Origin of the sequence: Streptomyces sp. ADI95-17 (assembly GCF_003846175.1) — a bacterium.
Taxonomy (GTDB): domain Bacteria; phylum Actinomycetota; class Actinomycetes; order Streptomycetales; family Streptomycetaceae; genus Streptomyces; species Streptomyces sanglieri.
Genome location: NZ_ML123047.1, coordinates 173,525 through 186,094 on the forward strand (window position 1 = coordinate 173,525; position 12,570 = coordinate 186,094).

Below are 12,570 nucleotides of genomic sequence, written 5' to 3' on the forward strand. Positions count from 1 at the left end.
CCGCGCCGACCAGGGTGGGCAGGGCGAGGCCCACGCCGATGCCGGTGACCATCATGCCGGGGAGGAAACCGCTCGCGTAGTGCGGCGCCGTGTCGAGCGCGACGGCCCACCAGGCGAGCCCGCAGCCGAACAGCAGGCAGCCGAGCGCCGCCGTGCGGCCCGCCCTGAACCTGCGGACGACCGGTCCCGAGAGGACGGCGAGCACGGGCACGACCAACGGCCCCGGCGCGATGGCGAGTCCGGTACGGATCGCCGAGTACCCCCACACCTGCTGGCACCAGAGCACCGAAGTCAGCAGCATCGCCGCGAACGCGACGGTGAAGAGCAGCGCGGCGAGGGTGGCGGTCGCGAAGACCCGGGAACGCAGCATCGGCAGTTCGACGACCGGGGCCGGGTGCCGGGCGGACCGTATCCAGAAGCCTGCGGCGAGAACGGCCGTCGCGATCAGCGGAACCAGGACCCCGGGCGAACTCCAGCCCCAGGCATCGGCCTTGACCAGGGCGAGCGCCAGCGCGGCGATCGCGAGGGTGAGCAGCACCGCCCCGACCAGGTCGGGGAAGGGGCCCTCGCGGTGCGGGCGGGCATCGGGCAGCAGCCGGGCGCCCGCGAGCAGCCCGATCACTCCGACCGGCACATTGACGAGGAAGACCCAGCGCCAGTCGGCTTCCACGAGCACGCCCCCGACCACCGGACCGAGGCCGGCCGCGATGCCGCCGATCGCCGCCCAGCTCCGGATGGCCCTGGGACGGCGCTCCGCCGGGGTGTTGACGAGCAGGAGTGCCAGGGACGTCGGCATGAGTGCGGCGGCTCCGGCGGCCTGCAGCGCCCGGGCGGCCACCAGCCAGCCGACGCCCGGGGCCACGGCACAGAGCGCGGAGGCGACGGTGAAGACCGCCAGCCCGAGGAGGAAGCCGCGGCGGTGACCGTACCGGTCGGCGAGCCTGCCCGCGACGACGAGCAGGGCGGCGAAGACGATCGCGTACGCGTTGAGCACCCAGGACAGCGAGGAGAGAGAGCTGCCGTCGAAGGCGTCGCCGAGCGCCGGGACCGCGACGTTGACGATGAACAGGTCGAGATTCACGACGAAGACACCGGCCGCGATGATCCAGACGGAGGCGCGGGATGCGGCGGCGGGAGGGGAAGCGGAAGGGGCCGGGGCGGCTCCGTGAGCAGCTGCCCGACCGACCCCGGAGGCGAGTGAGTTTGATTTTCCAACTGTCATGGCCGCAAGGTAGCGCCAGTGAGTTTGAGATGGCAACCTTGTGGTGATGAGTGCTGCACAGGAACCCCACGCCCCTACTGCCCCGACGGTCACGCTGCCCGGCCGGCCCTGCTCGGCCGCCGCCGCGCTGCACGTGGTGGGTGAGAAATGGGCGCTGCTCGCGGTGCGCGAGATCTTCTTCGGCAACCACCGGTTCGAGGCGATCGCCCGTAACACCGGCGCGCCCCGCGACCGTCTCGCGGCGCGGCTGCGCTCGCTGGAGCAGGCGGGAGTGGTCGAGCGGCGGCCCTACAACGAGCGCCCGCCGCGGTACGAGTACCACCTGACCGAATCCGGACGCGATCTCGCGCCGGTCATCCGGGCCCTGCTGGAGTGGGGCGACCGGTGGGTGCTGGAGGACCGGCCGGTGGTCATGGTCCACGAACCGGCCGCGGATGCCCGTACGCCCTGGGACGCCGGTATGCCCGGGGGTACGCAGTCGCCCGCGCACGCGCACGATCTCGATGCGGCGTGGATCTGCCGCACCTGCGGCGAGGAAGTCGTGATGAACACGCTGACGGTCGACGTCCGCGCCCCGGGATGGGACCGCTCGGGCCCCAGCGAGCCGAGCCCGTCCGACGTCTGAGTGCGAGGGCAGCGCCCGGGCGCGAGGCCGATACCGCGCAGTACGAGGTCGACGCCGCGCAGTACGAGGCCGATGCCTCAGTACGAGGCCGCAGGGGGCAGTGCGAGGCCGGCAGGGATCAGCCGACAGGGATCAATCGGCAGACAGGAGGGTCAGTACCGCTCGACGAGGTGCTCCCGGCCTGCCGGGGGCTCGTACGGCTCGGGCCAGAAGTCGGTGATCCCGCTGATCCGCCCCGTCGCGTCGAACACGAAGAAGTGGACGGCGGGCGACTCCTCGGCGCCGGCCGTGAAGCGCGTACGGACGGCTGCCTGCCGCCCCTCGCCATCGGCCACCACCCGCTCGACGCGGACCCGCCACTCCCCCGGGTACTCCCGGTTGAACCGCAGGTACCGCTCCTTCCCGCGAATGCGTTCGCGGGTCTGCGGCAGGTCGTACAACACTTCGTCGGCGAGCGTCGCGGCGAAGGCGTCCCAGTCGCGGGCGTCGGCCGCGCTCCAGTACGTCTCCACCACGGCGCGCAGATCGGCAGTCGTTGTCATGGTTCCGAGTCTGAACCCCACCACTGACAATCGGCTCCTGTTCAGGAATCGGCTGCCTTCGACGCCTTGATGGAGTACATCAGCGGGATGCGCGGCCGGTCCGCCGGGAAGCGGTAGAAGCCGTCGCTCTGCCGTTCCAGTGTCGGGAAGCGGGCGAAGAGCGAGGCGTCGTGCTCGTGCAGGAACTCGATCCGCAGCCCGGCGGCGGCCAGTGCCGACACCACCTCGCCGATCGGGTGCTGCCATTCGACGCTGCGGTTGTGGACGGTGGGCGCGTCGAAGTCCGCGTACGTGCCCGGCGTCTCGTCCACCCATGCGTCGCGGCTGAAGTAGTCGTGCTCGACCTTCGTCCCGGTGGCGTCGTCGAGGCAGTCCGTCATCGGATGGAATTCCGCGAGGTAGAGGAATCCGCCTGGCGCCACGAGCGATGCGGCGGTCTCGGCCCAGCGGCGGGTGTCGGGCAGCCAGTTCAGCGCGCCGATGCCGGTGTAGACGATGTCGTACGACGAGTCGGGGACGGCTTCCGCGGCGTCGTGGACGTCGGCCGCGACGAACGCCGCCCGGTCCTGGCCGAACCCGAGCTCGCGGGCCAGGGCGCGCGCGGTCTCGACGGCCGGTTCGGAGAAGTCCAGGCCGACGACCTGCGCCGCGCCGTGCCGGGCCCAGGAGAGGGTGTCGACGCCGATGTGGCACTGGAGGTGCAGCAACGACTTGCCCGTGACGTCCCCGACCTCGGTGAGTTCGAAATCGCGCAGGGCGTCCTTCCCGGCGCGGAACGATTCGAGGTCGTAGAAGTCGCTCGTGGCGTGTATCGGGACGCGCTCGTCCCAGTGCGCACGGTTTGCCTCGTGCCAGTCGGCAGGGGTCGGTACATGCATGACGGGAGGTTATCCACAGGCTGAGGACGAAGCGAACGGATTGTCGGCGTTCCGACGCAGAATGGGGGACATGACTGAGATCACTGGCCACACGACGGACCCTTCCGCCCAGGACCCCGCTGCCGCGGCGGCGGCCACTTCCGCACCGGAGTGGGAGCAGCGCTTCCGGGCGCCACGGGTGTCGTTGCCCGACTGGGCGGAGGACGCCCCCGACCGTGCGCTGTTCGTCTCCAACGCCACGGGTACGTACGAGCTGTACGCGTGGGACCGCGCCACCGGCGAGCAGCGCCAGGTGACCGACCGGCCGAACGGCACGACGGACGGGGTGCTGACGCCCGACGGGGAGTCGGTCTGGTGGTTCAGCGACACCGACGGCGACGAGTTCGGGGTGTGGATGCGCCAGCCGTTCCACGGCGGCCAGGACGGGCAGCCGGGTGACGAGCCGGCCACGCCCGGTCTCGGCGCTTCGTACCCGGCCGGGCTCGCGATCGGGCGGGACGGCACGGCGGTGGTCGGCCGCTCGACCGACGACGACGGGACGACGGTCCATGTCGTGCGGCCCGGTGCGGCTCCCGTGGAGATCTACCGCCACCGCGAGTCGGCGGGCGTCGGTGACCTCAGCCATGACGGGACGCTGATCGCCCTGGAGCACACCGAGCACGGCGATGCGATGCACTCCGCGCTGCGCGTGGTGCGGCCGGACGGGACGACGGTCGGCGAGCTGGACGACACCGAGGGCGGTACGAAGGAGCTGGGCCTGTCCGTGCTGGGCTTCGCCCCCGTGGCCGGGGATCCGAGGCTCCTGGTCGGACACCAGCGGCGGGGCCGCTGGGAGCCGATGATCTGGGATCCGACGACCGGCGCGGAGACGGAGCTCGCGATCGACCTGCCCGGCGATGTGGTCGCCGAGTGGTATCCGGACGCCTCCGCGCTGCTGGTGGTGCACGAGTTCGAGGCCCGCAGCGACCTGTGGCGGTACGAGCCGGAGGCGGGCGGCGCCCCCGTCCGGGTGGAGACCCCCGCGGGTTCGGTGTCGGGTGCCACGGCCCGGCCGGACGGCACGGTGGAGTACCTGTGGTCCTCGGCCGCGCAGCCGCCCGTCGTCCGGTCGACATCGGGTGCGGTGGTGCTCGATCCGCCCGGCCTGAAGGCGCCGGCGTCCGTTCCGGTGAAGGACGTGTGGGTGGACGGGCCCGGGGGCCGCGTCCACGCTCTCGTCCAGCGGCCGGCCGCCCCGGCGGAGGGGCCGTTCCCCACCGTCTTCGAGATCCACGGCGGCCCGACCTGGCACGACAGCGACGCCTTCGCCTCCGGCCCCGCCGCCTGGGTGGACCACGGCTACGCGGTCGTACGGGTCAACTACCGCGGTTCCACCGGCTACGGCCGTGCCTGGACGGACGCGCTCAAGCACCGGGTCGGCCTGATCGAGCTGGAGGACATCGCCGCGGTACGGGAGTGGGCGGTGAAGTCCGGCCTCGCGGACCCGGAGAGGCTGGTCCTGGCGGGCGGTTCCTGGGGTGGCTATCTGACTCTGCTCGGCCTCGGTACGCAGCCGGACGACTGGGCCCTCGGCCTGGCGGCGGTCCCGGTCGCCGACTACGTCACGGCGTATCACGACGAGATGGAGAACCTGAAGGCGATGGACCGCACGCTGCTGGGCGGTACGCCGGAGGAGGTCCCCGAGCGTTTCGAGGCGTCGTCCCCGCTGACGTACGTCGACGCGGTCCGGGCGCCGGTCTACATCTCGGCGGGCGTCAACGACCCGCGCTGCCCGATCCGCCAGGTCGAGAACTACGTCGACCGGCTGAAGGACCGGGACGCGGTGCACGAGGTGTACCGGTACGACGCGGGACACGGTTCGCTCGTCGTGGAGGAACGGATCAAGCAGGTCCGCCTGGAACTGGACTTCGCCCGGCGCCACCTGGCCACGGGGACGGACCCGTCCGCCGCGTAGCGGGCAGACCGACGGGCACCTGTTCCACCCCGCACGGGGACGAGGGCGGGTACGGATACGGGGCCAGGCACAGAGGCGGGAACGGATACGGGGGGCAGGTACAGGGGGCGGGAACGGGAACAGAGGCAGGAAGAGGAACAGGGCAGGACCGACGGCAGGACTGGGGCGGGAACCGGAACGGAGTCAGGGCCGAGGGCAGAGCCGGAGTCAGGAACGGAGTCAGGGCCGAGGGCAGAGCCGGAGTCAGGACCGGGGTCAGGGCCGAGGGCAGGGCCGGTGGCACGGTCGTCAGTCGGCACCCCGCTCCGGGCGGCCGGAGCGGGGACCGTACCGTGGAGGGGTGTACCGGTTCCTGCTGACCCCGCGATGGTGGGGGATCAACCTCTTCGTCGTGCTGGCCATCCCGTTCTGCGTGTTCATGGGCACCTGGCAGCTCGGCCGCTTCGAGGACCGCGTGCAGACGCACGACGCCGCCGAGAAGCAGCCCGCCCCCGGCACCAGGCCCGCCAAGCCGATCGACGAGCTGCTGCCCGTCGACACGGTGACCTCCGGCCGCCCCGCCACCGCCACCGGCCGGTACGCCGATCAGTTCCTGGTGCCCGGACGGAAGTTGGACGACAGGAGCGGCTTCTACGTCCTGGACATGCTCCGTACGGACAGCGGCAAGGCCCTGCCGGTGGTACGGGGCTGGCTGCCCGGCAAGCCCGGCCGGACCCCCGTGCCCGCCGCGCCGACCGGCAAGGTCACGGTGACCGGCGACCTGCAGGCGTCCGAGAACGCGGGCACCACGGGCGTCGAGACGACGGGCGGGCTCCCCGACGGCCAGTTGGGCATGATCAGCGCCGCGTCGCTGATCAACCTCGTCCCGTACGACGTCTACGACGCATGGGTGACGCTCCAGGACACGGGAGCCGGCGAGCTGCGTCCCGTACCGGCCGCCGCGGCGCAGGGCACCGGGCTCGATCTGAAGGCGTTCCAGAACCTCGGCTACACCGGTGAGTGGTTCGTCTTCGCCGGGTTCGTGCTCTTCATGTGGTTCCGGCTGGTCCGCCGCGAGGCCGAGGCGGCGCGCGACCTGCAACTGGGCCTGGTGGAGGAAGCAGCCGCCGCTCCTGAAACGGAGCCCGGCAAGGACCCTGTGAGTACGGGCACGGGCACAGGGACCGGCGCCGCCTGACGCGGACGACACGGACGACACGCGAGGGGCCCGCCGGATCGGTGATCGATCCGGCGGGCCCCTCGCGTCATGTCTCGGTCCGTCCCGCCCCGCCCCGCTCCCGCGTCATGTCGTGGGAGCCAGCACCCCGGTCCGGTAGATCGTGCCCGAGCAGGCGTTGGCGATCTTCGTCTCGGCGACCGGCGCCCCGGGCTCCGGCGTGTGCATCACCGCGACGCTGCCGTCCTGCGTACCGCCGCCGTCCTCGCTGCCGAACTGCGTGACCGTCTCCGACGTCCCGTCACCGCTCCCCGTACCGGCACCGGCCGCCGCCGCGCCACTCGCACCGCCCGCGTCGTCGGTCGGCGTCGGGCTCGGCGAGCCGCCGACGGTCGGGCAGGTGTCCTTGGGCACCCAGGCGAACTTCACCTCGTACGACATCGAAGGCTTCAGCAGCACCGTCTCCTGCTCCTGCGAGGGGTCGGGCAGTCCGGCCGCCGCATCGCCCGCGGTGTGCTGGACGACCGCGATCCGGGCCGGGTCGGCCGCACCGATCGCCTGGAAGTCCACGCTGCCGCTGCTGCTCACCGAGCAGTCCGTGCCGGAGACGTTGGAGATCCGGAAGGTGCCGTAGACCGTGCCGTCGGCACCGGCCGCACCGGTCTCGGCCGAGGCGACACCGAGCTGTCCCGGGTCGCAGGTCCGCATCGCGACCATCGCCGAGCCGGACGGGTCGGCGACCCCGCCGGACAGGTTGCCGTCGGCACCCTGGCCACGGCTGTCGGAGGGACTGCTCGTGCTGGTGGGATGGTTCCGGCCACCGTCGGCCTGCCCATCGGTGTTGCCGCTGCTGTTCTTCCCGCCGGACTGCGAGTCGGTGTCGGTGCCGTTGCCGCCCTGCGCCTGCTCGCCGTGTCCGGCTATCGCGGGGTTGGCGGCGTTCGAACCGTCGGAGTTCGCGACATGGACGAAGGCGGGAACCGCCGTGCCGATGAGCAGTGCCGCGGCCGCCAGTCCGACGACGGCCTGGCGTCGCTTGGCGCGCCGGGCGGGAACCGCGCGTTGCAGATGATCGAGCGTGCCGTCACTGGGCTCGATGTTCCGGACGGCGCCCTGCAGCATGCGGCGCAGTGCGACCTCGTCGAGATCCGCGCCGGCACCGGCGCCCGGGCCGGCATCCTGGCCGGTACCCGGACCGCCGTCCCGCCCGGCCCCAGAGCCGAAGAGGCTGCTCAGACTGCCGAGCTCGGCAGTCTCGCCGGTCTCGCCGGCCTCGGAAGCTCTGTCGCCCTCGGAAGCCCTACCAACCCCATCAGCCCGGCCACGGCCACCAGCCCCGCCAGCCCCATCAGCCCCGTCAGCTCCGGCCGCCCCAGCCGTTCCAGGGTCGTGGTTCACAATTCCGTTTCCAGTCCGGTCATTCCGACGCTCACGCCGATGCTCCCGTTCGGGACCGTTCCCGCCCTCGGGACCGTTCTCGTGCTCGGGACCGTTCTCGTACTCGCGCCGGCTCATCCCTGCGCCTCCATCACGACGCGCAGGGCCGCGATCCCGCGGGAGCCGTAGGCCTTGACCGAGCCCAGGGATATCCCGAGCGTCTCGGCCACCTGGACCTCCGTCATGTCCGCGAAGTAACGCAGCACCAGCACCTCCCGCTGGCGCCGTTGCAGCCCCCGCATCGCCTTGATCAGCGCGTCCCGCTCCAGTTGGTCGTACGCGCCCTCCTCCGCGCTCGCCATGTCCGGCATGGGCTTGGAGAGCAGCTTCAGCCCGAGGATGCGGCGGCGCAGCGCGGAGCGCGAGAGGTTGACGACGGTCTGGCGCAGATACGCGAGCGTCTTCTCCGGGTCACGCACCCGGTTGCGCGCCGAGTGCACCCGGATGAACGCCTCCTGCACCACGTCCTCGCAGGAGGCCGTGTCGTCCAGGAGCAGGGCCGCGAGCCCGAGCAGCGAGCGGTAGTGGGCCCGATAGGTCTCGGTGAGATGGTCGACCGTGGTTCCGGCAGCCACGCCCTCCTCAGCGCCCTCGCGCTGCGCGGGCAGCCGTGCGGGGCGCGCAGCGGGCATGGGCGCAATCACCGGCATACCGCCGGGTGCGCGGGGCCGTCGGAGCGGACGCACCGAAGCGCCGCGCAAGGGGCCCACCACCGTGATATCGAGAACCTCTGCCACGCCAGTTGGACACGTTTCCCCCCGTCAGGGTTGTACGCGCGCGGCACCGCGTTCGCCGCTGTGCGACATGCCCTCATACGTACCTGCACTTCCCCGGATACCCTGAATGCCCCGAATTTTTCGCCCCGCCGCGCCAGAGGTGACCGCATAGACGCGTAGTCCCCGGTCAGCGGTTGCAGCAGGCCGAAAGTCATCGTCGGATACCCCGACACCCCATCTCAAGAGGTTGAGACCTTCAACTTACTCACAGGACGTTCACAGAGAGGACAAAACAGGTTCGATCAGGACCTTGGGAACTCGGCGGCCACCGATTCGGCGATCTGCGCCACGTTCAGCGCCGCCCCCTTGCGGAGGTTGTCGCCGCAGACGAACAGCTCCAGGCCCCGGGGATCGTCCAGTGACCTGCGCACTCGTCCCACCCAGGTCGGATCGGTGCCGACCACGTCGGACGGTGTCGGGAAGTCTCCCGCCGCCGGGCTGTCGTAGAGCACCACGCCCGGGGCCGTCGCCAGGATCTCGTGGGCCCGGTCGACCTCGATCTCGTTCTCGAACCGGGCGTGCACGGACATCGAGTGCGTCGAGATGACGGGTACGTACACACAGGTCGCCGCGACCCGCAGGTCCGGCAGGTCCAGAACCTTGCGGCACTCCTCGCGGATCGCCAGTTCCTCGGAGGACCAGCCGTCCCCGGCCTCGGTCCCGGCCCAGGGCACCACGTTGAGGGCGACCGGGGCGGCGAAGGGGCTGCCCTCGGTGTCCCCCAGGGCCCTGCGTACGTCCCCCGGCTTCGTGCCCAGTTCCGTACCGGCGACCAGTGACAGCTGTTCGCGCAGCGCCGCGACACCGTCCCGGCCCGCCCCGCTCACCGCCTGGTAGGAGGAGACGACCAGTTCCTGCACGCCGAACTCGGCGTGCAGCGCCCCGACCGCGACGATCAGCGCGAGCGTCGTGCAGTTGGGGCTCGCGACGATGCCGCGTGGCCTGATCCTTACGGCGTGCGGATTGATTTCGGGCACGACCAGCGGAACGTCCGCGTCCAGCCGGAACGCGGCGGAGTCGTCGATGACGACCGCGCCCTTGGCGGCGGCGATCGGCGCCCACTGCGCGGACACCTCGTCGGGCACCAGGAACAGCGCCACGTCGACGCCGTCGAAGACGTCCTCGGCGAGCTGGAGGACCTCGCTCTCCTCACCGCGCACGACCAGCTTGCGGCCGGCCGAGCGCGGCGAGGCGATCAGCTTCACCTCGCCCCAGACATCCGCGTGCTGCGAGAGGATCTGGAGCATGACGCCGCCGATCGCCCCGGTCGCTCCGACGACCGCGAGCGAAGGGCGGCGCGCGGTCATCGGCCGGTGCCCCCGTAGACGACGGCCTCGTCGGAGTCGCTGTCGAGACCGAAGGCGGTGTGCACGGCGCGCACGGCCTCGATGACGTCGTCGGCGCGGGTGACCACCGAGATGCGGATCTCGGACGTCGAGATCAGCTCGATGTTCACTCCGGCGTCCGACAGCGCCTCGAAGAAGCCCGCCGTGACACCCGGGTTGGTCTTCATGCCGGCGCCGACCAGGGAGATCTTCGCGATCTGGTCGTCGTAGCGCAGCGACTCGAAGCCGATGGTGCCGCGGTTGCGCTCCAGGGCGTCGATGGCCTTGCGGCCCTCGGCCTTCGGCAGCGTGAACGAGATGTCGGTCAGACCGGTCGACGCGGCGGAGACGTTCTGCACCACCATGTCGATGTTGATCTCCGCGTTCGCGATGGTGCGGAAGATCGCGGCGGCCTCGCCCGGCTTGTCGGGAACGCCGACGACGGTGATCTTGGCCTCGGAGACGTCATGGGCGACTCCGGAGATGATCGCGTGCTCCACCTTCTGGTCCCCTTGCGGCTCGTTGCTGACCCAGGTTCCGCGCAGTCCGGAGAAGGACGAGCGGACGTGGATCGGAATGTTGTAGCGGCGTGCGTACTCCACGCACCGGTGCAGCAGGACCTTGGAGCCGGACGCGGCCAGCTCCAGCATGTCCTCGAAGGAGATCCAGTCGATCTTCCGGGCCTTCTTCACGACCCGCGGGTCGGCGGTGAAGACACCGTCCACATCGGTGTAGATCTCACAGACCTCGGCGTCCAGCGCGGCCGCGAGCGCGACGGCGGTGGTGTCGGACCCGCCGCGGCCGAGGGTGGTGATGTCCTTCTTGTCCTGGGACACACCCTGGAACCCCGCGACGATCGCGATGTTCCCCTCGTCCAGCGCCGTACGGATACGGCCCGGCGTCACATCGATGATGCGCGCTTTGTTGTGGACCGAGTCGGTGATGACGCCTGCCTGGCTGCCGGTGAACGACTGGGCCTCGTGGCCCAGGTTTTTGATCGCCATCGCCAGCAGGGCCATGGAGATCCGCTCTCCGGCGGTCAGCAGCATGTCGAACTCACGCCCGGCAGGGATCGGGGATACCTGCCCGGCGAGATCGATCAACTCGTCCGTCGTGTCGCCCATCGCTGACACCACGACAACCACCTGGTTGCCGTTCTTCTTGGCATCGACGATTCGCTTGGCGACGCGCTTGATGCCCTCGGCATCGGCTACGGAGGAGCCTCCGTACTTCTGCACGACAAGGCCCACGTGCGCTCCTCGCTCAGTCCATTACTGCGGTCGGCTCAGTTTAACGAGCAGTCCGGAATCGCCCCGCTGATACCACATGGTGAGATGTCCCGCTCAGCACGTGATCATCGGCGTGTCGCTCCGGACTGCTCGTACAGGTGTGCTGCCCGCCGAACGGGCTCGCATGCCCGATGTGGCCCAGCCCACACGACTGGCGGCCCGGCTCCACGATTCACCGGTCCCGCACCTCTAGCGTGAACCGGAACCCGACCATCCGCCCACCGGAGGCCCGCCATGCGCAAGCCGCTGCGCGCACTGCCCCTGCTCCTGGCCCTCGCCGCACTCACCCTGACCGCGTCCCCCGCCCGCGCGGGCGGCACCTGCTTCGCCACCCACGCCGACGCCCCGATCTACGCGGGCGCCAACCCCTGGACCGACATCGTGGGCTACCTGGACCCGGGCATCCCGGTGAACGCCACCCGCCAGGGCGCGGACGAGCTGTGGCGCGTATCGCGCACGGACAACGGCGCACCGCTGGGCTTCATGCGCGACGGCGACCTGCGGTGCGACGGCGGGTGAGAGCCCCCGAGAACAGCGAGACAGCTGGACAACGGGACGGCGGACGCGGGACAGCGCCTACTACACCTACTGCACCGGCCGCAGCCCCAGCGGTCCCGCGATCTCCTCGGCCATCACCCGGCCGGCCTCCTCGGCGAGGTCGTCGTCGAGGGTTTCGGTGTCGGTGTCCAGGCCGTCCAGCTCCTGGAGGGGCTGGTTGAGCCGGATGTGGGCGATCAGGGACTGGAGGGCGCGCAGGGTGGCGGAGGCGGTGGAGCCCCAGTTGGAGAAGTAGGAGAACTGCCACCACCACAGGGCCTCGGTGGTGCGGTCCTCCTCGTAGTGGGCCAGGCCGTGGCGCAGGTCGGTGACCAGGTCGGCCAGGTCGTCGGAGATCCGGGCCGGGACCGGGGCCTTGCGGGGCTCGTACGGGTCGAAGACCTCGGAGTAGACGTCGATCGGCTCCAGCAGGGCGGCGAACCGCTCGCGCAGCCCGTCTGCGTCCGGCTCCGCACCCAGGTCCGGCTCGTAGCGCTCGTCGGGGACGATGTCCTCGTACGCGCCGAGCCGGCCGCCCGCCAGCAGGAGCTGGGAGACCTGGAGCAGCAGGACGGGGACGGCCTCCTCGGGCTCCTCGACCTTGGACACCTCGGTCACCGCGACGATGAACGTCTTGATCTGGTCGGCGATCTGGACGGCGAAGTCGTCCGGGTCCTGCTTGACGGAGTTCAGCGTGGCGTCAGACATCGAGGGGACCTCCCGTGGGCACGGTCGCGAACGGTGAGTAGAACATAGCGTCGCTGAACGTAAAGCCGCCGTGAGTCGCGGGAACGGTCCTCGAAACGGTCACGGGAAGAACATCGGAAGA

At 71.0% G+C, this 12,570-nt stretch carries 12 protein-coding genes; 4 read left to right on the forward strand and 8 right to left on the reverse strand.

Annotated features, from left to right (window positions below; all coding sequences use genetic code 11):
• On the reverse strand, positions 1 to 1,081 hold a 1,081-nt coding region (locus EES42_RS19675; RefSeq protein WP_241196475.1), incomplete at its 3' end, for an MFS transporter.
• A gap of 187 nt (positions 1,082 to 1,268) precedes the next feature.
• Here EES42_RS19675 and EES42_RS19680 point away from each other — a divergent pair.
• On the forward strand, positions 1,269 to 1,847 hold the full coding sequence (locus tag EES42_RS19680) for a winged helix-turn-helix transcriptional regulator (protein ID WP_124719573.1): 579 nt from the start codon (positions 1,269 to 1,271) through the stop codon (positions 1,845 to 1,847).
• Positions 1,848 to 1,999: 152 nt separating this feature from the next.
• Here EES42_RS19680 and EES42_RS19685 read toward each other — a convergent pair whose 3' ends face one another.
• Both EES42_RS19685 and EES42_RS19690 read right to left on the reverse strand, forming a co-directional pair.
• The gene (locus EES42_RS19685) at positions 2,000 to 2,389 is read right to left on the reverse strand and encodes a nuclear transport factor 2 family protein (protein ID WP_206433519.1); all 390 of its coding nucleotides are present in this window, start codon (positions 2,387 to 2,389) and stop codon (positions 2,000 to 2,002) included.
• A 41-nt stretch (positions 2,390 to 2,430) separates the two neighbouring features.
• Positions 2,431 to 3,267 (reverse strand): methyltransferase domain-containing protein, encoded by an 837-nt coding sequence (locus EES42_RS19690; protein WP_124719574.1) that lies wholly within the window; start codon positions 3,265 to 3,267, stop codon positions 2,431 to 2,433.
• A 61-nt stretch (positions 3,268 to 3,328) separates the two neighbouring features.
• Between EES42_RS19690 and EES42_RS19695 the strand changes: the two genes are divergently transcribed.
• Positions 3,329 to 5,221, forward strand: a complete 1,893-nt coding sequence (locus EES42_RS19695) for a S9 family peptidase (protein WP_124719575.1) — start codon at positions 3,329 to 3,331, stop codon at positions 5,219 to 5,221.
• Between the two features lie 340 nt (positions 5,222 to 5,561).
• Complete coding sequence (locus EES42_RS19700) at positions 5,562 to 6,398, forward strand: SURF1 family protein (protein ID WP_124719576.1); 837 nt, start codon at positions 5,562 to 5,564, stop codon at positions 6,396 to 6,398.
• Between the two features lie 105 nt (positions 6,399 to 6,503).
• Here EES42_RS19700 and EES42_RS19705 read toward each other — a convergent pair whose 3' ends face one another.
• The 4 genes from EES42_RS19705 to EES42_RS19720 all read right to left on the reverse strand — a co-directional run bounded on the left by EES42_RS19705 (position 6,504) and on the right by EES42_RS19720 (position 11,165).
• Positions 6,504 to 7,499, reverse strand: coding sequence for a hypothetical protein (locus tag EES42_RS19705; protein ID WP_323138519.1), 996 nt, complete (start codon positions 7,497 to 7,499; stop codon positions 6,504 to 6,506).
• Positions 7,500 to 7,888: 389 nt separating this feature from the next.
• Positions 7,889 to 8,464 carry a SigE family RNA polymerase sigma factor gene (locus tag EES42_RS19710; protein WP_124719577.1) on the reverse strand — a complete coding sequence of 192 codons (576 nt, stop codon included), beginning with the start codon at positions 8,462 to 8,464 and terminating at the stop codon, positions 7,889 to 7,891.
• Between the two features lie 368 nt (positions 8,465 to 8,832).
• Positions 8,833 to 9,897 carry an aspartate-semialdehyde dehydrogenase gene (locus EES42_RS19715; RefSeq protein ID WP_124719578.1) on the reverse strand — a complete coding sequence of 355 codons (1,065 nt, stop codon included), beginning with the start codon at positions 9,895 to 9,897 and terminating at the stop codon, positions 8,833 to 8,835.
• Entirely contained in the window at positions 9,894 to 11,165 is a 1,272-nt protein-coding gene (locus tag EES42_RS19720; RefSeq protein ID WP_124719579.1) for an aspartate kinase, read from the reverse strand. Before EES42_RS19720 ends, EES42_RS19715 begins: the two co-directional genes overlap by 4 nt.
• A gap of 273 nt (positions 11,166 to 11,438) precedes the next feature.
• On the opposite strand from EES42_RS19720, the gene EES42_RS19725 reads away from it, so the two are divergent.
• On the forward strand, positions 11,439 to 11,723 hold the full coding sequence (locus EES42_RS19725) for a hypothetical protein (RefSeq protein ID WP_124719580.1): 285 nt from the start codon (positions 11,439 to 11,441) through the stop codon (positions 11,721 to 11,723).
• Positions 11,724 to 11,789: 66 nt separating this feature from the next.
• Here EES42_RS19725 and EES42_RS19730 read toward each other — a convergent pair whose 3' ends face one another.
• The gene (locus EES42_RS19730) at positions 11,790 to 12,449 is read right to left on the reverse strand and encodes a DUF5063 domain-containing protein (protein WP_124719581.1); all 660 of its coding nucleotides are present in this window, start codon (positions 12,447 to 12,449) and stop codon (positions 11,790 to 11,792) included.
• Positions 12,450 to 12,570 lie beyond the last annotated feature (121 nt).

Bases quoted from the DNA above. Each gene is read 5' to 3' on its own strand.
- EES42_RS19680 (WP_124719573.1), top strand. From the start codon at position 1,269: ATGAGTGCTGCACAGGAACCCCACGCCCCTACTGCCCCGACGGTCACG.
- EES42_RS19685 (WP_206433519.1), bottom strand. From the start codon at position 2,389: ATGACAACGACTGCCGATCTGCGCGCCGTGGTGGAGACGTACTGGAGC.
- EES42_RS19690 (WP_124719574.1), bottom strand. From the start codon at position 3,267: ATGCATGTACCGACCCCTGCCGACTGGCACGAGGCAAACCGTGCGCAC.
- EES42_RS19695 (WP_124719575.1), top strand. From the start codon at position 3,329: ATGGGGGACATGACTGAGATCACTGGCCACACGACGGACCCTTCCGCC.
- EES42_RS19705 (WP_323138519.1), bottom strand. From the start codon at position 7,499: ATGCTGCAGGGCGCCGTCCGGAACATCGAGCCCAGTGACGGCACGCTC.
- EES42_RS19710 (WP_124719577.1), bottom strand. From the start codon at position 8,464: ATGCCGGTGATTGCGCCCATGCCCGCTGCGCGCCCCGCACGGCTGCCC.
- EES42_RS19715 (WP_124719578.1), bottom strand. From the start codon at position 9,897: ATGACCGCGCGCCGCCCTTCGCTCGCGGTCGTCGGAGCGACCGGGGCG.
- EES42_RS19725 (WP_124719580.1), top strand. From the start codon at position 11,439: ATGCGCAAGCCGCTGCGCGCACTGCCCCTGCTCCTGGCCCTCGCCGCA.
- EES42_RS19730 (WP_124719581.1), bottom strand. From the start codon at position 12,449: ATGTCTGACGCCACGCTGAACTCCGTCAAGCAGGACCCGGACGACTTC.